The organism is Ruegeria sp. CE12 (assembly GCF_056537525.1).
The window spans coordinates 231,445-250,028 of the sequence record NZ_JBQFRS010000003.1; the positions used below are offsets into that span (position 1 = coordinate 231,445).

The window sequence follows — 18,584 nt, forward strand, 5'->3', positions numbered from 1 at the left end:
CTGAATGTGAATGTATGGACAATGAAACCATCATTCGACTGGGTGTGTTTGTGGTGCTGTTTGCGATCTTTGCAGGTGCCGAAGCGCTTGCACCACGTCGGCCACGCAACTGCCACAGATCGCGGCGTTGGCTGACCAACCTGTCAATTACTGTTTTGAACACAGTGATGCTCCGGGCGATGGCGATTGGCTTCCCGCTTCTGGCTGTTGGGGCCGCAATTGATGCCAGCCAGCTTGGGATGGGTCTGTTCAATAATCTCAACTGGCCCGGTTGGTTTGAGGTCATTCTCTGTGTCCTGATCCTCGACTTCGCGATCTGGCTGCAGCATCTGATTACGCACAAGGTTCCAATCCTCTGGCGGCTGCACCGTGTACACCATGCCGACAGAGATATGGATGTCACAACAGCCATCCGGTTTCACCCAATTGAAATCGCGCTGTCCATGATCCTGAAAATCGGCCTGATCTACGTTCTCGGCCCAAGTGCACTGGCCGTGGTCCTGTTTGAAATTTTGTTGAACGGGACTGCCCTTTTCAATCATTCGAACCTGAAACTCCCTCTTGCTGTGGACGCCGTGTTGCGTAGGGTTCTTGTGACACCTGATATGCATCGGGTGCACCATTCGGTTCTGAGGTCAGAGCACGACAGCAATTATGGCTTTGCGCTGTCAGTCTGGGACCGGCTGATGGGAACCTATGTGGCGCAGCCCGGGGGCGGGCATGAACAGATGAATGTGGGGCTGGAATGGCAGGACGATCGACCGACCCGACTGGGATGGAGCCTGTCTCTTCCGTTTCAGCGCAGATGACCTATCAGGAGGTTGAGAGAGCGGCGCAGGAGGTCGGCCTCATCGTGATGGGCACCCAACATCCCCGAGAAAGCGGTGCAAAACAGCTGGATGCGGGCACATTGATCCTGTTGGGTACAGCGGCCGAATTCTGGCCGCTTTTCATCGCCTCGCCTGAATGGACTGATGGCCGTTCAGATCCAGTGGATCGCTGGTCGTCGCGTGTGATTGGCAAACTGGCATCCGACATGGGCGCCACACCCTACTTCCCCTTTGGGGGACCGCCTTATACCCCGTTCATCGACTGGGCGTTGAAATCCGCACGCACGTACCAAAGCCCGGTTGGTGCACTGGTGCATGACACGGTTGGTATGCTGATCTCATACCGAGGAGCGCTGCACTTCCCGATGGAGTTTGACTTGCCGCCAGTTCCCGGCAGCTCGCCCTGTACTGATTGTCCAGCCCCCTGCACGACGGCCTGCCCCGTAAGCGCGCTGAATGCCGACAGCTTCTATGACGTCGAAGCCTGCCATGGCTACCTTGACACTCAAGCCGGACAAACCTGCATGACAAGTGGCTGTATGGCGCGATTGGCCTGTCCCGTCAGCGAAGGTGCAGGTCGGCAGCCTGATCAAACAGCACATCACATGAAAGCCTTTCATCCTTCATGACATATACCCTGATCCTGACACGCCACGCCAAATCAAGCTGGAATCACCCCGGCCTGACCGACCACGACCGACCCCTGAACAAACGTGGCCAAAAGTCCGCTACAGCGATTGGTGACTGGCTAAAGCGACATAGTTATTTACCGGATGAAGTCCTCAGCTCCAGCTCAACCCGTACCCGCGAAACCTGGGATGGCATGGGGCTGGAAGCGTCGAACATCAGATTTTTACAGGACCTGTATCACGCAGACCCGGCGCAAATGCTGAACATTCTTGCAACAGCACAAGGGGCCACAGTTTTGATGCTTGGGCACAATCCCGGGATCGCCGAATTCGCTGAGCGTGTCGTTAAGAAAGCGCCGGATCATCCAAGGTTCTTTGACTACCCCACCTGCGCGACCACCGTGATCCGATTTGATTTTGCGGGTTGGGAAGACCTGCACTGGCACAGTGGAAAAGTGCAGGATTTCATAATTCCACGCGAATTGCTGGAATAGAAAAGGCGGGGAATGCCCCGCCTTTTCATAAACTTGCTGATCCAGGTTTGTCTTAGTGTCCCAGGATCTGGCTGAGGAACAGCTTGGTCCGTTCGCTCTGCGGATTGTTGAAGAACTCTTCCGGTTCGTTCTGTTCCACGATCTGACCTGCATCCATAAAGATCACGCGGTTCGCCACCTGACGGGCAAAACCCATCTCGTGCGTCACGCAGAGCATGGTCATGCCCTCTTCGGCCAGTTCGATCATGGTGTCGAGCACCTCTTTGATCATCTCCGGGTCCAGCGCTGATGTCGGTTCATCGAACAACATGATCCGCGGGCGCATGCACAGGCTTCGCGCAATCGCCACACGCTGCTGCTGACCACCCGACAACTGGCCAGGATACTTATTGGCCTGCTCGGGGATCTTCACCTTCTCAAGGAAATGCATCGCCGTTTCTTCGGCCTCTTTCCGGGGTGTCTTGCGAACCCAGATCGGAGCCAGCGTGCAGTTCTCCAGAATGGTCAGGTGTGGGAACAGGTTGAAGTGCTGGAACACCATGCCAACTTCGGACCGGATCTTGTCGATGTTCTTGAGGTCATTCGACAACTCGGTTCCATCCACCACGATCTTGCCCTGCTGGTGTTCCTCCAGCGCGTTCAGGCAGCGGATCAGGGTGGACTTACCCGACCCCGACGGCCCCGCGATCACGATCCGCTCGCCCTGATTGACGGTCAGATTGATGTCGCGCAGCACGTGGAAGGACCCGTACCACTTGTTCATGTTGTTGATTTCGATGGCGACCTCGTCGCTCACCTGCATCTTTGAGCGGTCAATTTCGCGTTCTACGGCAAGTTGAGACATTGGGCCCTCCTCAGCGATGGCCAGTGTGGAGCTTGCGCTCCAGATACATGGAATAGCGGGACATGGAGAAACAGAAGATGAAGAACAGCAGGCCAATAAAGCCGTAGATCTCCCATACAATACCGTTCCAATTCGCGTCCGCGCGGATTGCGGTGGCAAGGCCCAAAGGATCCAGAAGCCCGATGATCGAGACCAGAACGGTATCTTTGAAAACACCGATAAAGGTCGAGACGATGCCCGGGATCGAGATTTTAAGCGCCTGAGGCATGATGATCAGTCGCTGTGCCTGCCAGTAATTGAGGCCAAGCGAATCCGCGCCCTCGTACTGGCCACGTGGCAGCGCGGCAAGACCACCCCGGATCACTTCAGCCATGTAGGCTGCCGAGAACAGGGTCACCATGATCAGAACCCGCAGGATGATGTCAAAGTTCGTGCCCGGCGGCAGAAACAGGTTCAGCAAGGTCGACGCCACGAACAGCAACGTGATCAGCGGAACGCCCCGGATGAACTCGATGAAGCCTACACTCAAGTATTTGACGATCATCAGGTCCGATTGACGACCCAAAGCCAGCACAATGCCCAGAGGCAGTGAGCAGGCAATGGCCACGACGCCGATGGTAATCGACAGCATGAAGCCACCAAACTTGCGGCTTTCGACAACCTCGATGCCAATCGCCGCAACAGAATCCATTGCACCGACAAAGTAGCTCGAGATAACCAACCACCAGACCAGCGAAGCAAGAACACCGAGGATGATGCCAAGCAACCCGCTCATCGTTTTGCTGATGAGTGTGTAAACTGCCCAGCCCACAACAAAACCAAGCAATGCCGAGATCGGTCCCCAGATCGTTCCACCCCAAAGAAGCCAGGGGAAGATGAACGGGTACAGGCCTGAGAAAATCAGGAGCTTCGACGGTACCTTGTCAGCGAACAGCACAGGTGCCAGTGCAACACCCAGCAGCACAAAGGCTGCAATCGGGCGCCAGTACAGTTCCGGTGGGTAGAACCCGAAGATCAGCTGAATCCAGCGCTCGTGGATCACACCCCAGCACGCGCCGGCATAGTGGCCTTCACGTCCAAGCGCATGCAGGATTTCACGACACTCCGACAACGATCCGGCATCCCATGTGGGAGAAATTATCCACGGGACCACAGCTGCCAAAATCTTGTAGACAAAGTAGATCGACAGCAGCGTCAGTATCGAGTTGAACCAACCGGAGAACAGGTTGTGGCGCATCCAGCCAATTATACCAACCTCTGAGGCTGGTGGCTCCTTCTCAGGGAGCATTTCGGTACGGACATATCCAATGTCAGACATCTTAACGCTCCTTCAGCTTCACGGATTCATTGTACCAGTTCATGACCGCTGAGATCGTCAGCGATATGGACAGATACACAAGCATCAGCAACAGAACGCATTCCAGCTCGCGACCGGTCTGGTTCATGGTGATGCCACCCAGAGTACCGGTGATATCCATGTAGCCCACGGCAATCGCCAGCGACGAGTTCTTGGTCAGGTTCAGATAGTTCGAGATCAGCGGTGGAATGATGACGCGCAGCGCTTGTGGCAGGATCACCAGATTCATGATCTTGTTCTGACGCAGACCCAGAGCGGCCGCAGCCTCAGACTGACCTTTTGAAATCGCCATGATACCGGCACGCACGATTTCTGCGATGAATGCCGCGGTATATAACGAAAGGGCAAGCCACAGCGCGATCAACGAGTTCCGCATATGGGTCCCGCCCTTGAAGTTGAACCCTTTCAGTTCGGGGTAACCAAGGTGAAAGCCCAGAGCATACATCAGAAGACCAATAGGCACGACGAAGACAGCAAGACGCTGCCACCATGTGACAGGCCGGTCACCGGTCTGTTCCTGAATCCCGTCTGCGCGACGTTTGATCCACCGCGAGGTCCAGATGGCACCCCCGAGTACGATCAGAAAGGCAACCAGGTCCAGGCTGACATCGAAACGCAGGCTGGAGGCACCAAACAGGTGAATATCGCCCAAACTGTTCGAGAACAAAACCTCGGGCACATAGACACCGCGGTTCGTCACCGCAACACTATCGGCAAGCATCATGCTTGCTTCCGGGTTCTCTCCTCGGAATGCGCGCGGTGCGGGTAGAGATTCGATCAGGACCGCCATGATGAAAACGATCCAAAGAAGGACAGGCACGTTGCGGAACATCTCGACATAAACGGTCATCAACCGCGCGATGATCCAGTTGTGCGACAGACGCAGAACACCAATTACCACGCCCAAGATAGTGGCCGTGATACACCCCAGAACCGCAACTACCAACGTGTTGAGCAAGCCGACGAAAGCTGCCCTCAGGTGCGTGTCACGTGAGGAATACTCCAACAGTCTCTGGTTGATGTCATAGCTGGCGGGTTCACCAAAGAAACCGAATTCAACCGGTTTTCCCAGTGCTGCCAAGTTGTTGATAGTGTTGGATACAATCCAGGCTGCCAGTAGCATGAAACCGATCAATGCGATGACCTGAATGGTCGCAGATCGATACCGCGTATCATAAAGGAGCATGGACAGCCGGAACTGCTCCTTCGGCGGGTCAGTGAGAGTCGTCATGACCTATGTATATCCCCGTGACATCCCGGTTATTTTTGTCGGCAGAGTTTCTCTCTGCTCAATCTATCCGGGCATGTTTTTCTATGATGCAAAAAGGGCGCAGGTTGCCCTGCGCCCTTTTCGCGGTTTTCTTAGCGGAACGGCGGCGAGTACAGCAGACCACCTTCGGTCCATTGTGCGTTCAGGCCACGTGCCAGACCGATCGGAGTTTCTTCACCGATGTTCTTGGCAAACACTTCACCGTAGTTGCCACCCGCTTTAACAGCGCGCTTGGCCCATTCGGCGTCCAGACCCAGCATCTCACCCAGAGTGCCTTCGCTGCCCAGCAGACGGTTCACTTCGGGGTTGTCGGTGCCAGCTGCCATCTCGTCGATGTTGGCCGAGGTGATGCCCAGCTCTTCAGCCGAGACCAGCGCGTTCAGAGTCCAGCGGACAACGTCGCCCCACTCGTGATCGCCGTGACGGACCAGCGGGCCCAGAGGCTCTTTCGAGATGATTTCGGGCAGCAGGACGTGGTCACCGGGGTTTTCGAACGTGGCGCGAGTAGCAGCCAAGCCCGATGCGTCGGTGGTGTAAACGTCACATGCGCCAGCCAGGTACTGCTGCTGTGCTTCGGCGTTGGTTTCGATCGGAACCGGCTCGTAGCTGATGTTGTTCGAGCGGAAGAAGTCCGCCAGGTTCAGCTCGGTTGTGGTACCGGTCTGGATGCAGACGGTCGCACCGTCCAGCTCTTTCGCCGAGGACACGCCCAGCGACTTGGGAACCATGAAGCCCTGACCGTCGTAGTAGTTGACGCCAGTGAATTCAAACTTCAGGTCCACGTCGCGACTGAAGGTCCAGGTGGTGTTACGGGCCAGCATGTCAACTTCGCCCGATGCCAGCGCGGTAAAGCGTGTCTTACCGGTGGTCGGAACGAATTCAACAGCGTTTGCGTCGCCCAGAACAGCTGCAGCTACGGCGCGGCAAACAGCCACGTCAAAACCTTGCCATTCGCCATTTGCGTCGGGCGCAGCAAAGCCGACCAGACCGGTGGTAACACCGCAGTTCAGCTTACCGCGCGCCTTGACGTCGTCTACGGTTCCCGCCGCAGCTGCGCCAGCGGCCAGACCGGCAATCGTAGCCGCGCCCAAGATTACGGATTTTTTCATTTTTACCTCTTCCTGATTTCCCATCCCCAGAGGGAACGGTTTTGTCCGACAATAGATGCCGGTAAGGTTACCCCAAAGGTGTCTCCCCTTTAGTGGGCATGAGTTTGGTCGCATTCATAAACAAACGTCAAGGGTTCGATCAGGGAATTCGATGAGTTGACCGGTCTTGAATGCGCCAGATTACTGAAAATCAAGAAAATAAGGCTCAAACCGATAGATCGTAGAACCGTTTGGCGTGCAAAAAGGCCTCTCGTTTGGTCTTCTCGACCTCCTGAGCCTCTTCATCCTCGCCCCATTGCTCGGTCTGCCAAATTTCGTCCAGCCTAGAAATGCGCCATATCTCGTCCGGATTGCGCCAATTCTGCGCTGCGGCGAAACCAAGAATCAGGGAACCGGACAGGCTGACAAGGTCGTGAAAGGCGGCGAGTCGGTACTCATCCAGCTGATGGACCTGCTGCCGAAGTGTGTCCAATGCGGTCGACGATTGAGGCTGATGCAAAACACCCGATACCGGAACCAGACGGGCGTTCAAAACGTCCGCCGCCCAGTCCAGCGCGGGATCCCATGCCTCGGCTTGTCGCTGTTCCAACGCTTCGGGATGCGTGGCGCGATAGCACAGCAGATCCGTGTCGCCATAGTCGGCGAGCATGTCGGCAACTTCAGCCTTTTGATGGCGCACTTTATCGATTGCTGCATTGGCGGACCGGGTGAATGGCATCGTGGTCGGATCGACCTCTTTCTCCTGCGCGTCCCATTCATCTGCGACCGCTTGCGCCATCGCAGCCGTAGGCAGGATCAGAGCCGCTTTTGCCGGAGTTTTCACACTGCGACCATCCAACTCGACAGAATAACCCCCGTCAGCCTCGACCACAGCGCTTGATGTCCAGAAGCGTTTTGGTTTCCATTCGCTCATGTTCTTAGTCCCATATCCCGGCCAAAGCCGCTGGTAGCTGATCAAATGCATCGATCACACAGAATGCGTCACGCAGCGCAGATCGATCGTGATATCCCCAGGACACACCAACGCCCGCGACACTGGCTGCCCGCGCCATTTCCATGTCAAAACTTGTATCGCCGATCATGACCGCATCTGCAGCGGAAACACCTGTATCTGACAGTGCCGTTTCAATCATTGAAGGATGCGGTTTCGACGGATGGTGATCCGCCACCTGCCGAGTGACGAAGTAGCTTTCCAGCCCGTGCACCTCCAGCAAGGCATCAAGACCACGCTGTGATTTGCCTGTTGCCACACCCAGCAACACTTCCGGTACCGCGTGCAGGGTTTCGATGATGTCCCTGGCACCTGGAAACAGGGGTGAGCTTGCAGCACCCTGATCCAGACGATGCGCGTGATAGGCCTGCTTATAGCCTTCGACCAGTCGATCCTGCACCGCTGGTGCCTCGGTTGGGGCCAGCCGGGCAATTGCGACCGGCAGCGACAATCCAACAATCGAAAGGATCGCACTTCTGTCAGGTACGGGCAGCGAAAGGGCCTCGAAACTTGAAGTCATGGCCAGAACGATGCTGCCCTGGCTATCGACCAGCGTTCCATCTACGTCGAACAGAACCAGACGCAATTGTGCGCTCATTGCAGTTCCTCGAACGGATCATCGGCCGCCAGATCTTCGGTCCAGCCGAACGTATTCCAACTGTCTTTCATGTGATCCGGCAGAGGTGCCTTGATCGTCACCTGCTTGCGGGTAACCGGGTGTTCAAAGGAAATCTGCCGTGCGTGCAGGTGCAGTTTCTTACTGATGATCCCACCCAGTTGCGCACCCCAGCCATCGCCGAGGTTTTCCTGACCCGAACCGCCGTATTTGCCGTCTCCGATGATCGGGTGACCAATCGCGGCCATGTGCGCGCGCAGCTGATGTGTACGGCCCGTGATCGGCTCCATCGCCACCCACGAGGCGCGTCCGGCAACCCGGTACAGCGTGGCATAAAGCGTATGCGCGCGCTTGGCGCCCGGCGTGCTGTCCACCTCGTTCAGATGTATGGCGATCATCTTTTCGCCCTCGCCGTGTTTGCCGTGCCCCGGGGCCTTAACCAGCCCGGTCTTGATCTCGCCCAGATATGGCGTAGGCACGCCGGCAACCAGCGCCCAATAGATTTTGCGCGTATTGCGATGACGGAAGGCCGCCGTCAGCCCTTTGGCAGCTTCGCGTGTGCGTGCCAGCAGCAGGACGCCCGAAGTATCCTTGTCCAGCCGGTGCACAAGCCTCGGGTTTTCATCAAAGCCAAAGCGCAATGCTTCGGACAGGCTGTCGACATGGCGGCTCTGGCCGCTGCCGCCCTGAACCGGCAATCCGCTGGGCTTGTTCAGGGCCAGTACGTGATCGTCACGATAGATCACGCAGGACTGGATCATCTCGGCGTCGCTGTCCGAGACACGATGCTTGACCTCGGCCGGTTTGTGATCGGCATCCGGCAGCGGTGGCACACGAACGGTTTGACCGACTTCCAAACGGGTCGAGGCCTTCACCCGCCCGCCTTCAACACGCAGTTCACCCTTGCGGCACATCTTTTCGATACGCCCCTGGCTGACATGCGGGAACAGGCGCCGCAACCAACGGTCCAGACGCTGGTCGCCATCACCTTCGGCTACCGTGATCATTTGTACGCCACTCATGCCAATGCCCCTTGCCCCGTGCGGCGATCCCGCCCGGATTGCGTGTTCGTCAGTGCCTTAGAAAACATGCGCGTCTGTCGCGCGCTATACCAAAAGAGTCAAGGCAGGACGGAGTATGCAAGCAGCACCGGATTAGATTTTTGAGAAATCTCCGTGACGTCCCGCACCATCCCGGAAACGTCCGGCACCGGCAGTCCCTTCCCTTCGGATCGCTTCGGTCCCATTGGCCCATTCTACCTTCAGGGCTTCACGAACGGGCATGCCACGGGTCTCGATGATTGAACGGCGGTCCGCCAACACGGCCTCCTGAGGGAAACGCGCAATTTCATGGGCCATCGCTTCGGCGACCGCACGTGCTTTGCCATCCGGCGCGATTTTTTCCGCCAGACCAATGCGATAGCATTCCTCGGCTTCGACCTTTCGCCCCGTCAGTGCGATCTCCAGCGCCTTGCCCTGTCCCACGAGCCTAGGCAACCGCACCGTTCCGCCATCCATCAAAGTTATGCCCCAGCGCCGGCAATACACGCCCATATAAGCTGTTTCGGCCATCACCCGGATATCGCACCACAGTGCCAGCTCCATCCCTCCCGCGACAGCTGCCCCTTCAATCGCGCCGATAACCGGCTTGGACAACTCCAGACGAGACGGCCCCATAGGACCCAGTGTTGAGGGTGCCGAACCCAACGGAAAGGCGTGCTTGTCCATGTAGCGCTGAAGCAGGTCGGGATCGGACAGCGTCGCGGCCATCTTCAGATCCCACCCCGCGCAGAAGTTGCCGCCTTTGCCCCAGAAAACTGCGGCTTTGGCCGGGCTTTCATCGAATTCCAGAAATGCCTCCATCAGGGCCTTGGCGTGGTCTGCATCCACTGAATTCCGTGCTGCTGGCCTATCATGTACGATGGTCCAGACGTCTTCGGTTTTTTCGATTGAGACGGTCACAGGCTTCCCTCCCTTGAAACTGCTGCCCCAAGGGAAACCTTTATGCCGTGCCTGTCGCTTGTAACGCCACGGCACGCGCCAAACTGACCCTGCGTAATTAGCTGTTTCGCTGTGTGCGCAGTTTGGCGAAGTAGTCCAACCGCTTTTTCAGCTCTCTCTCGAACCCGCGTTCGACAGGCTGATAAAGAACCGGGCGTTTCATCGTTTCCGGAAAATAGTTCTGCCCCGAAAACCCATCGTCGGCATCGTGGTCGTAAGCGTAACCCGCGCCGTACCCCTGATCTTTCATCAATGAGGTTGGCGCATTCAGGATATGCTTGGGCGGTGGTTCACTGCCGGATTGCTTGGCCAGCCTCATGGCAGCTTTGTAGCCAACATAAGCACCGTTCGATTTTGGCGCGAGCGCGAGATAGACAACGGCCTGCGCCAAGGCAAGCTCACCCTCGGGGGAACCCAGCCGCTCATAGGTCTCCCAGGATTGCAGACAAACTGCCTGCGCCTGAGGGTCGGCCAGCCCGATATCCTCGACCGCCATGCGGGTAATGCGGCGCGCCAGAAACCGGGGATCCTCGCCTCCGGTCAGCATCCGGGCAAACCAGTAAAGGGCCGCATCGGGATCTGATCCGCGCACCGATTTATGCAGGGCTGAAATCAGGTTGTAATGCTCGTCACCTGATTTGTCGTACTTTGCCGCGCGCTTCATCAGACGGGTGGACAAAGCATCCGGGTCCAGTGGCGTCTCGACTTTCCAGGCAGATATTTGCTCGATCAGGTTGAGTAGAGCACGACCATCGCCGTCTGCCATCTCTTGCAGCGCGTCACGCGCGGCGGGCGTCAGCGGCAGGGCTCGACCAAGTTCCTTTTCAGCCCTTTGGGTCAGTCGCTCAAGATCACTCAAACTCAGCCGTTCGAGCACCAGAACCTGTGAACGGCTCAAAACCGCTGCGTTCAGCTCGAACGAGGGGTTCTCGGTCGTCGCCCCGACCAGAAGAATGGTGCCGTCTTCCATATGTGGCAGGAATCCATCCTGCTGCGCCTTGTTGAACCGGTGAATCTCATCAACGAACAGCAGGGTTCCCTTGCCGTTCTGCCGGCGCAGTTTGGCTGCCTCGAATACCTTCTTGAGGTCAGGGACACCTGTGAAAATCGCGCTGATCTGCACGAAATGCAGGTCGGTCTCGCTGGCCAGCAGACGTGCGATGGTCGTTTTACCAACCCCTGGCGGCCCCCAGAAAATCAGACTGGAAAGGCTGCCTGATGCAAGCATCACGCCCAATGGCGCGTCCGGCCCAAGAACCTGTTCCTGCCCGATCACCTCTGCCAAAGTTTGCGGCCGCAACCTGTCGGCCAATGGCCGATGGGGTTCAGCCGCAGGCTCAGCCGTACCGGTGTCGAACAGATCGCTCATCGGGTCACAGCCGGAACCGCAGGGACACGACCTGACCGCCACGCAGTACGTCCATCTGCAACCGGCGCCCCGGTTCGGTCAGCACGGAAACCACATCTCCGGAACGTTCCATCACTTCACCATTGATGGCCTTCAACACATCCCCGGCTCTCAGACCAGAACGCCCCCCATAAGGACCGGGATCAACAACGACCACGCCGGTCTGAGACAACAACAAACCCATCCGCGCGATCAGCGCCGGGTTGACCCGTGCCACTGTGAGGCCGGGCATGACCGTGTCCTCATCCAGCGTCGTTTCTTCGGCGGGTGGCGTTTCCGGGGCTTCGATAAGTGCCACGTCGATCTCTGGCTGTTCCTCACCACGCAGTAGCGTCAGGCGCGATGTACCCCCAACACCGGCAATGGACATGCGGAATTTCATCTCGGCCGGAGAGTTCACCTCATCCCCATCCACATGGGTAATGATATCCCCGACCTTCAGCCCGGCTTCGGCAAGTGGGCTGAGATCGTGCAAGTCCGAAACCACTACCCCCAAGGGCAAAGCCAGACCCAGCGACTCCGCAATATCAGCACTCATATGTTGCCCGGCCATGCCGGCCCATGGGGTGACAAAGCTGTCATTGCCCGCTTGCGCCTGGCGTAGGAATTCCGCCACCAAATTGGCCGGTATCGCAAACCCGATGCCATTCGAACCACCGGATCGAGACAGGATCGACGTGTTGATGCCAATCAAGTCTCCGTTCACGTCGATCAGCGCGCCACCAGAGTTACCCGGATTGATCGGTGCATCGGTCTGAATGAAGTACCCACGCGCATTCCCGGTCGCCGTACCAGTACGCGCCAGTCCAGAGATGATCCCTGAAGACACTGTCTGCCCCACCCCGAACGGGTTGCCGATGGCCAGTGCAAGCTCGCCTACTTCAACATGATCAGAGTCGCGCATGTTCAGCGACGGCAGGCCTTCTGCTGCGTTCAGACGCAGGATCGCGATGTCACTCTCCTGATCCCCCAATACAACTTCGGCCGAGAATTCACAGCGATCCGTTGTCACCACCCGGATTTCGGTCGCTGTTCCCACGACGTGATAGTTTGAGACCACATATCCATCGTGAGTCAGAATGACCCCCGACCCCAACGAGTTCTGCACGCGGGGTTGTGGTGCACCGAATCCACCACCAAAGAAGTCCTGAAAAAACGGGTCCGAGAAGAACGGGTTCGCCCGACCCTGCCTGACGATCTTGGCATAGATATTCACCACCGCCGGTGAGGCCTGCTTGACGACGGGCGCAAACCCCAGACTGATCTCGGACTGGCTTTGAGGGACCCGGGTTTCGGCGGCGGCGGAAAACGCCCCCAACAGCAAAACAAGCGAACACGCGATTTTCCGCATCATCAGTCCTCCGGCACCTTTGCTCATCGGATATGCGGGGCTGACGGCGGGAATGCAAGCGGCTTGGGCCAAACACTTATTGGAAAGCAAATTCCCCGGTTTGAGGTATAGTGAAAGGGAAGTTGTTTTTTGAAAGAGAATTACATGCATCAGGATCGTGAACTGACATTCATATCAGCCGTCGCAAGCCATCATCAAAAGCGGCAATTCACCCCGGATGAGCACGCGCATGAATACTATCAAACCTCGTTGCTCAGTGCCGTGATGCAGGGTGTCTATGATGGCACTGTGTCCATTGATGAACTTCTGAAACATGGCGATTTCGGCCTGGGCACGTTCAACGCGCTGGATGGAGAGATGATCGTTCTCGACGGTGTCGCCTATCGGCTGGATGGAGACGGCAAAGCATCAATTGCCCAAGGCAAAGCGCTGACCCCATATGCAGCGGTCATAAACTTCGAACCTACAGTGTCACTCGCACTGGAAACGCCTGTCGAAAAACAGGCCTTCGAAAACGGGCTGGATTCCATCGCCGAGGCCAGAAACCTGTTCTATGCAGTGCGGTTTACCGGGCAGATCAAACACATCAAGTATCGAAACGTATTGCGGCAGGAACGCCCCTACAAACCACTACTGGAAGTCGTGAAAACTCAGGCCGAGTTCGAATTGAGTGAAACCGAAGGTACGATACTGGGCTTCAGATGCCCTGACTACGCCGTGGGCATAGGCGTGCCCGGCTATCATCTGCATTTCATCTCCAGCGACCGTTCAACCGGCGGTCATGTCCTGGACTACACTCTGACCAGCGGCCAGATCGAGATCGACCACACATCGTCGCTGCATCTGGAACTTCCGGAAACCCGAGATTTTTCAGACGCCAACCTGTCAGCCGGAGCTTCGGCCGATGGTATACGGAAAGCGGAAGGTGATTAAGTTCGCAAAGCTACAAAGCGCCGTTGGTTACAGTCCCAGAGCAACAAAAAACCCCCGCGCCTTGGGCACGGGGGTTAGAAATCAGATCTGGATCGATCTTATTCTTCGTCTGCTGCCTCTGCGGCGGCAACGCGGGCTTTGTCAGCCGCGCCTTTGGCGTCAACGTCACGATCAACGAATTCGATGATCGCCATCGGAGCCATGTCGCCATAGCGGAAGCCAGCTTTCAGGATGCGGACATAACCGCCCTGACGCTCGGCATAGCGGGGGCCAAGAACTTCGAACAGCTTTGCGACGTCTTTGTCTTCTTTCAGCTGTGCTGCGGCCTGACGACGGGCGTGCAGGTCGCCGCGCTTGCCCAGGGTGACCAGCTTTTCGATGATCGGGCGCAGTTCTTTTGCCTTCGGCAGAGTTGTTTTGATTTGCTCATGCTCGATGAGCGAGCCAGCCATGTTCGCAAACAGCGCCTTGCGGTGCTCATGAGTACGGTTCAGGCGGCGGTAACCACGTGCGTGACGCATTTTCTAGTTCCTTCTTTCGCGTTTTGCTTTGTCTGGCCGGCGATGCGTGTCACCGGCTCTCCTTGGGGCATCATCGCCCTTGTATTCCCCGGCATCCCGGGCATTGGGGAAGACGCGCTTAGAACGCGTCTTCGAATTTCTTCGCCAGATCTTCGATGTTGTCGGGCGGCCAATCCTCGACATCCATGCCGAGGTGCAGACCCATGCCGGACAGCACTTCTTTGATCTCGTTCAGCGACTTGCGGCCGAAGTTCGGGGTGCGCAGCATCTCGGCTTCGGTCTTCTGGATCAGGTCGCCGATGTAAACGATGTTGTCGTTCTTCAGGCAGTTTGCCGAACGGACCGACAGCTCCAGCTCGTCCACTTTCTTCAGCAGCAGTGGGTTGAACTCCAGACCATCGTCTTCGTCCTGGCGGCCAGCCGATTCCGGCTCGTCGAAGTTGACGAAGATCGACAGCTGATCCTGCAGGATACGTGCGGCAAAGGCCAGCGCGTCTTCCGGCGTGATCGAACCATCGGTTTCGATCTTCAGGGTCAGCTTGTCATAGTCCAGAACCTGACCTTCACGGGTCGGCTGAACGTCATAGGCAACCTTTTTGACCGGCGAATAGATCGCGTCGATCGGGATCAGACCGATAGGCGCGTCTTCCGGCTTGTTTTTCTCAGCCGAGACATAGCCCTTACCGGTGTTGACGGTCAGTTCCATGAACAGGTCAGCGCCATCGTCCAGGTGGCAGATGACGTGATCGCGGTTCAGAACCTCGATGCCAGCGCTTTCGCTGATGTCGCCTGCGGTGACAACTGCGGGGCCTTTAGCATTGATCGACAGGCGCTTGGGGCCTTCGACTTCCATGCGCAGGGCAACCTGCTTGAGGTTCAGGATGATGTCGGTGACATCTTCGCGAACGCCTGCGACGCTCGAGAACTCGTGCAATACGTTGTCGATCTGAACGCTGGTAATGGCCGCGCCTTGCAGCGAGCTCATCAGAACGCGGCGCAGCGCGTTGCCCAGAGTCAGACCAAAGCCGCGCTCCAGCGGCTCGGCAACCAGAGTCGCCTGACGCGCGGGATCGTTGCCCGGCTTGCCTTCCAACTGGGTCGGCTTGATCAATTCTGCCCAATTCTTATGGATCATGTAATCCCTCCATTCCTGTCCGCGCCCCATGACCAACAAGGTGCAGACGCCCGAGGTTTAAAATGACGTGCTGGGGCCGTGCAAAAACACAGCCCCAGCTCAATTCAAAATCGCTTAGACGCGGCGGCGCTTCGGCGGGCGGCAGCCGTTGTGAGCAATCGGAGTCACGTCGCGGATCGATGTGATGTTGAAGCCCACTGCAGCCAGCGCGCGCAGAGCCGATTCACGACCCGAACCGGGGCCCTGAACTTCGACTTCCAGCGTCTTTACGCCATGTTCCTGCGCCTTTTTGCCTGCATCTTCTGCAGCCATCTGAGCGGCGTAGGGGGTCGATTTCCGCGATCCCTTGAAGCCCATGGTACCGGCAGACGACCACGAGATGGCGTTGCCCTGTACGTCCGAGATCAGGATCTTGGTGTTGTTGAAGGTCGAGTTCACATGGGCAACGCCCGATGCGATGTTCTTACGCTCTTTGCGCTTAACGCGAGTCTTATCACGTGCCATCAGTCAGACCCTCCCTTATTTCTTCTTACCAGCGATGGCCTTTGCGGGGCCTTTGCGGGTACGAGCATTGGTGTGGGTACGCTGACCGCGAACCGGCAGGTTGCGGCGGTGACGCAGACCGCGATAGCAGCCCAGGTCCATCAAGCGCTTGACGTTCATCTGAACTTCACGACGCAGATCACCTTCAACGGTGAAGTTTTCGTCGATGTATTCGCGGATTTTCAGAACTTCGGCGTCGGACAGTTCGTTGACGCGACGGGTCGCTTCAATGCCCACGGCTTCGCAGATCGCTTTGGCCGAGGTGTTGCCGATACCGGTGATATATGTGAGGGCGATAGGTACCCGCTTTGCAGTCGGGATGTTTACGCCGGCAATACGTGCCACGTGTCACTTTCCTTTTTGTTGCGGTTCCGTAGCTCCGGAACCTTTTTTCACAACACTTGATCTTGGCAGTGACGCCAGAGGATCCAGCATTTGTAAGAGGTAGTTACGACAAACAGGACGAATCCCGAATGCGCAGTTGATTCCCAAAAGGGATGGGGGTCGATATGGGCTTTTGGCGGTGCCGTCAAGCCCATTTCAGATTTAGCCGAGAACAGCCTCGATCGAAGCGGTCACTTCGTCAATGCTGGCCAGACCATTGACCGGGCGCAAATCGCCCTTGGCGTAGTAGTAGCCGATCAACGGAGCGGTTTTCTTGTAGTACTCCATCAGACGGATGCGAACGCTCTCTTCATTGTCGTCTGCCCGAACGGGTTCACCGGCAGCGCGTGCCTCTTCGGCCCGGTTGACGATGCGCTTGACCAGCGTTTCGTCATCAACACGCATTTCGATCACGGTGTGCAGCGACTGACCCAGCTTGGCAAGCAGAGCCGCCAGCGCGTCGGCTTGCGCCAGCGTGCGTGGGAAGCCATCGAAGATAAAACCAGCGCCTTTTTCGGTCATCAGCTTTTCTTCGATCAGGCCGATCACGATCTCATCGGTGACCAGCTTGCCCGCGTCCATGATAGCCGCAACCTTCTTGCCCATATCGGTGCCCGAGGTCTTGGCTTCGCGCAACATGTCGCCGGTGCTCAGCTGGACCATGCCGCGTGTCTTGACCAGGTGTTGCGCTTGCGTCCCTTTACCTGCCCCCGGGGGGCCCAACAATATGATGTTCATCGACGAGCGGGTCCCTTCCTGCCGCGTTTCTTGCTTTTACCGCGCAGCTGGGACTTTTCGATAAGCCCTTCGTATTGATGCGCCAGCAAATGGCTCTGCACCTGTTGGATCGTGTCCATGGTCACAGAGACGATAATCAGAACCGACGTGCCGCCGAAATAGAACGGGATGGCAAACTGGTTCCGCAGAATTTCCGGCAACAGACAGACCAGCGCCAGATAGGCCGAGCCCAGCACCAGCACACGATTGACCACGTATTCCAGGTACTCCGAAGTTTTCTTGCCGGGACGAATGCCAGGCACAAAACCGTTCTGCTTTTTCAGGTTGTCTGCAACATCGTCCGGCTTAAACGACACGTTGAACGTGTAGAAGTAGGCAAAGAACACGATCATTGCAGCGAAGAACAGCAGATAAAGTGGCTGCCCGGGGCCAAAGTTGGCCAGCAACCAAGACATGACCGGTCCATTCGTTGCGCCCGACGAGAAGGTCGAGATCGTCACAGGCAACAGCAGCAGTGAGCTGGCGAAGATGGCAGGGATAACACCTGCGGGGTTCACCTTGACCGGCAGGTGGCTGGAACCACCCTCATAAACCTTCATGCCGACGTTACGGCGCGGATACTGAATATGGATCTTGCGCAGTGCGCGTTCCATGAACACCACGAAGGTGATGACTGCAATCACCATGACGATGACGCCAACGATGACAGCTGGGCTGATCGCGCCCGAACGGCCAGAAGCAAAGAACTGTGCCAGTGCCGCAGGAACCTCGGCGATGATGCCGACAAAGATAATCAGAGAGATACCGTTACCGATGCCACGCGCGGTGATCTGCTCACCCAGCCACATCAGGAACATGGTGCCGCCAACCAGCGTGATCATGGTCGACATACGGAAATAGAGACCGGGATCAGTCGCAAGGTCACCCGATTCCAGCGAAACGGCCAGGCCATAGGCCTGAACAGTCGCCAGAGCCACGGTGCCAAAGCGCGTATACTGGTTGATTTTCTTGCGCCCTTGCTCGCCCTCTTTCTTGAGTTGCTCAAGCGCAGGAACCATCGCAGTCAGCAGCTGCACGATGATCGAAGCCGAAATGTAAGGCATGATGCCGAGGGCAAAGATACCCATCCGCCCCAGCGCCCCGCCGGTGAACATCGAAACCATGCCGCCGATGCCTTGCCCCGCCTGCTCCATGAACTCGCGCAGCGCTTGTCCGTCAATCCCCGGCACCGGAATAAAGGTGCCCAGACGATAGACGATCAGCAATGCAAGCGTGAACAGGATGCGGTTGCGCAGATCGGTGGCTTTGCCAAGGGCAGCCCAGCTTGTGTTGGCCGCCATTTGTTCTGCTGCTGATACCATAAATCGGTCTCTCTTGTGAAAACGCCGCCCGGAACCGTTTTCCGGCTCGGACGGCGTCTTGGAAAACTCT

Annotated in this window: 20 protein-coding genes; 4 read left to right on the forward strand and 16 right to left on the reverse strand. The window is 57.1% G+C overall.

The window, feature by feature from the left end; genetic code table 11:
* Positions 1-14: 14 nt before the first annotated feature.
* The 3 genes from ACR0IO_RS09805 to ACR0IO_RS09815 are packed head-to-tail and all read left to right on the forward strand — an operon-like array spanning position 15 to position 1,953.
* Complete coding sequence (locus ACR0IO_RS09805) at positions 15-809, forward strand: sterol desaturase family protein (protein ID WP_480741259.1); 795 nt, start codon at positions 15-17, stop codon at positions 807-809.
* The gene (locus ACR0IO_RS09810; protein ID WP_480741260.1) at positions 806-1,459 is read left to right on the forward strand and encodes a ferredoxin; all 654 of its coding nucleotides are present in this window, start codon (positions 806-808) and stop codon (positions 1,457-1,459) included. Before ACR0IO_RS09805 ends, ACR0IO_RS09810 begins: the two co-directional genes overlap by 4 nt.
* Positions 1,456-1,953, forward strand: a complete 498-nt coding sequence (locus ACR0IO_RS09815; RefSeq protein WP_480741262.1) for a SixA phosphatase family protein — start codon at positions 1,456-1,458, stop codon at positions 1,951-1,953. The genes ACR0IO_RS09810 and ACR0IO_RS09815 overlap by 4 nt, the downstream gene beginning before the upstream one ends.
* 52 nt (positions 1,954-2,005) lie before the next feature.
* On the opposite strand, the gene ACR0IO_RS09820 is transcribed toward ACR0IO_RS09815, so the two are convergent.
* The 10 genes from ACR0IO_RS09820 to ACR0IO_RS09865 all read right to left on the reverse strand — a co-directional run bounded on the left by ACR0IO_RS09820 (position 2,006) and on the right by ACR0IO_RS09865 (position 12,902).
* Complete coding sequence (locus tag ACR0IO_RS09820; protein WP_155150062.1) at positions 2,006-2,797, reverse strand: amino acid ABC transporter ATP-binding protein; 792 nt, start codon at positions 2,795-2,797, stop codon at positions 2,006-2,008.
* Between the two features lie 10 nt (positions 2,798-2,807).
* Positions 2,808-4,115 carry an amino acid ABC transporter permease gene (locus ACR0IO_RS09825; protein WP_155150060.1) on the reverse strand — a complete coding sequence of 436 codons (1,308 nt, stop codon included), beginning with the start codon at positions 4,113-4,115 and terminating at the stop codon, positions 2,808-2,810.
* A 1-nt stretch (position 4,116) separates the two neighbouring features.
* On the reverse strand, positions 4,117-5,385 hold the full coding sequence (locus ACR0IO_RS09830) for an amino acid ABC transporter permease (RefSeq protein WP_155150058.1): 1,269 nt from the start codon (positions 5,383-5,385) through the stop codon (positions 4,117-4,119).
* Between the two features lie 131 nt (positions 5,386-5,516).
* A complete protein-coding gene (locus ACR0IO_RS09835) occupies positions 5,517-6,533 on the reverse strand; it encodes an amino acid ABC transporter substrate-binding protein (RefSeq protein WP_155150056.1) in 1,017 nt (338 codons plus the stop codon).
* 205 nt (positions 6,534-6,738) lie between these two features.
* Positions 6,739-7,446, reverse strand: a complete 708-nt coding sequence (locus ACR0IO_RS09840; protein ID WP_480741265.1) for an ATP12 family chaperone protein — start codon at positions 7,444-7,446, stop codon at positions 6,739-6,741.
* 4 nt (positions 7,447-7,450) lie between these two features.
* Positions 7,451-8,122, reverse strand: a complete 672-nt coding sequence (locus ACR0IO_RS09845) for an HAD-IA family hydrolase (protein ID WP_480741267.1) — start codon at positions 8,120-8,122, stop codon at positions 7,451-7,453.
* The gene (locus tag ACR0IO_RS09850) at positions 8,119-9,162 is read right to left on the reverse strand and encodes an RluA family pseudouridine synthase (RefSeq protein ID WP_480741268.1); all 1,044 of its coding nucleotides are present in this window, start codon (positions 9,160-9,162) and stop codon (positions 8,119-8,121) included. The genes ACR0IO_RS09845 and ACR0IO_RS09850 overlap by 4 nt, the downstream gene beginning before the upstream one ends.
* Before the next feature lie 132 nt (positions 9,163-9,294).
* Positions 9,295-10,101 (reverse strand): crotonase/enoyl-CoA hydratase family protein, encoded by an 807-nt coding sequence (locus ACR0IO_RS09855; RefSeq protein WP_480741269.1) that lies wholly within the window; start codon positions 10,099-10,101, stop codon positions 9,295-9,297.
* A 97-nt stretch (positions 10,102-10,198) separates the two neighbouring features.
* Positions 10,199-11,509 carry a replication-associated recombination protein A gene (locus ACR0IO_RS09860; RefSeq protein WP_480741271.1) on the reverse strand — a complete coding sequence of 437 codons (1,311 nt, stop codon included), beginning with the start codon at positions 11,507-11,509 and terminating at the stop codon, positions 10,199-10,201.
* Between the two features lie 4 nt (positions 11,510-11,513).
* Positions 11,514-12,902 carry a trypsin-like peptidase domain-containing protein gene (locus tag ACR0IO_RS09865; protein ID WP_480741653.1) on the reverse strand — a complete coding sequence of 463 codons (1,389 nt, stop codon included), beginning with the start codon at positions 12,900-12,902 and terminating at the stop codon, positions 11,514-11,516.
* Positions 12,903-13,043: 141 nt separating this feature from the next.
* Between ACR0IO_RS09865 and budA the strand changes: the two genes are divergently transcribed.
* Positions 13,044-13,832, forward strand: coding sequence for an acetolactate decarboxylase (budA, locus tag ACR0IO_RS09870; RefSeq protein ID WP_480741272.1), 789 nt, complete (start codon positions 13,044-13,046; stop codon positions 13,830-13,832).
* A gap of 98 nt (positions 13,833-13,930) precedes the next feature.
* Here budA and rplQ read toward each other — a convergent pair whose 3' ends face one another.
* From rplQ to secY, 6 genes are all read right to left on the reverse strand, one after another.
* Entirely contained in the window at positions 13,931-14,353 is a 423-nt protein-coding gene (rplQ, locus tag ACR0IO_RS09875) for a 50S ribosomal protein L17 (protein WP_155150040.1), read from the reverse strand.
* 118 nt (positions 14,354-14,471) lie between these two features.
* Positions 14,472-15,488 (reverse strand): DNA-directed RNA polymerase subunit alpha, encoded by a 1,017-nt coding sequence (locus tag ACR0IO_RS09880; RefSeq protein ID WP_058276312.1) that lies wholly within the window; start codon positions 15,486-15,488, stop codon positions 14,472-14,474.
* Positions 15,489-15,602: 114 nt separating this feature from the next.
* Complete coding sequence (rpsK, locus tag ACR0IO_RS09885; protein WP_008757289.1) at positions 15,603-15,992, reverse strand: 30S ribosomal protein S11; 390 nt, start codon at positions 15,990-15,992, stop codon at positions 15,603-15,605.
* A 15-nt stretch (positions 15,993-16,007) separates the two neighbouring features.
* Positions 16,008-16,376, reverse strand: a complete 369-nt coding sequence (gene rpsM / locus ACR0IO_RS09890; protein ID WP_170332212.1) for a 30S ribosomal protein S13 — start codon at positions 16,374-16,376, stop codon at positions 16,008-16,010.
* Between the two features lie 201 nt (positions 16,377-16,577).
* Positions 16,578-17,153 carry an adenylate kinase gene (locus ACR0IO_RS09895; RefSeq protein WP_155150038.1) on the reverse strand — a complete coding sequence of 192 codons (576 nt, stop codon included), beginning with the start codon at positions 17,151-17,153 and terminating at the stop codon, positions 16,578-16,580.
* Positions 17,150-18,514, reverse strand: a complete 1,365-nt coding sequence (gene secY / locus ACR0IO_RS09900) for a preprotein translocase subunit SecY (protein ID WP_155150036.1) — start codon at positions 18,512-18,514, stop codon at positions 17,150-17,152. The genes ACR0IO_RS09895 and secY overlap by 4 nt, the downstream gene beginning before the upstream one ends.
* Positions 18,515-18,584: the final 70 nt, after the last annotated feature.

Bases quoted from the DNA above. Each gene is read 5' to 3' on its own strand.
- ACR0IO_RS09805 (WP_480741259.1), top strand. From the start codon at position 15: ATGGACAATGAAACCATCATTCGACTGGGTGTGTTTGTGGTGCTGTTT.
- ACR0IO_RS09810 (WP_480741260.1), top strand. From the start codon at position 806: ATGACCTATCAGGAGGTTGAGAGAGCGGCGCAGGAGGTCGGCCTCATC.
- ACR0IO_RS09815 (WP_480741262.1), top strand. From the start codon at position 1,456: ATGACATATACCCTGATCCTGACACGCCACGCCAAATCAAGCTGGAAT.
- ACR0IO_RS09820 (WP_155150062.1), bottom strand. From the start codon at position 2,797: ATGTCTCAACTTGCCGTAGAACGCGAAATTGACCGCTCAAAGATGCAG.
- ACR0IO_RS09825 (WP_155150060.1), bottom strand. From the start codon at position 4,115: ATGTCTGACATTGGATATGTCCGTACCGAAATGCTCCCTGAGAAGGAG.
- ACR0IO_RS09830 (WP_155150058.1), bottom strand. From the start codon at position 5,385: ATGACGACTCTCACTGACCCGCCGAAGGAGCAGTTCCGGCTGTCCATG.
- ACR0IO_RS09835 (WP_155150056.1), bottom strand. From the start codon at position 6,533: ATGAAAAAATCCGTAATCTTGGGCGCGGCTACGATTGCCGGTCTGGCC.
- ACR0IO_RS09840 (WP_480741265.1), bottom strand. From the start codon at position 7,446: ATGAGCGAATGGAAACCAAAACGCTTCTGGACATCAAGCGCTGTGGTC.
- ACR0IO_RS09845 (WP_480741267.1), bottom strand. From the start codon at position 8,122: ATGAGCGCACAATTGCGTCTGGTTCTGTTCGACGTAGATGGAACGCTG.
- ACR0IO_RS09850 (WP_480741268.1), bottom strand. From the start codon at position 9,162: ATGAGTGGCGTACAAATGATCACGGTAGCCGAAGGTGATGGCGACCAG.
- ACR0IO_RS09860 (WP_480741271.1), bottom strand. From the start codon at position 11,509: ATGAGCGATCTGTTCGACACCGGTACGGCTGAGCCTGCGGCTGAACCC.
- ACR0IO_RS09865 (WP_480741653.1), bottom strand. From the start codon at position 12,902: ATGATGCGGAAAATCGCGTGTTCGCTTGTTTTGCTGTTGGGGGCGTTT.
- budA (WP_480741272.1), top strand. From the start codon at position 13,044: ATGCATCAGGATCGTGAACTGACATTCATATCAGCCGTCGCAAGCCAT.
- rplQ (WP_155150040.1), bottom strand. From the start codon at position 14,353: ATGCGTCACGCACGTGGTTACCGCCGCCTGAACCGTACTCATGAGCAC.
- ACR0IO_RS09880 (WP_058276312.1), bottom strand. From the start codon at position 15,488: ATGATCCATAAGAATTGGGCAGAATTGATCAAGCCGACCCAGTTGGAA.
- rpsK (WP_008757289.1), bottom strand. From the start codon at position 15,992: ATGGCACGTGATAAGACTCGCGTTAAGCGCAAAGAGCGTAAGAACATC.
- ACR0IO_RS09895 (WP_155150038.1), bottom strand. From the start codon at position 17,153: ATGAACATCATATTGTTGGGCCCCCCGGGGGCAGGTAAAGGGACGCAA.
- secY (WP_155150036.1), bottom strand. From the start codon at position 18,514: ATGGTATCAGCAGCAGAACAAATGGCGGCCAACACAAGCTGGGCTGCC.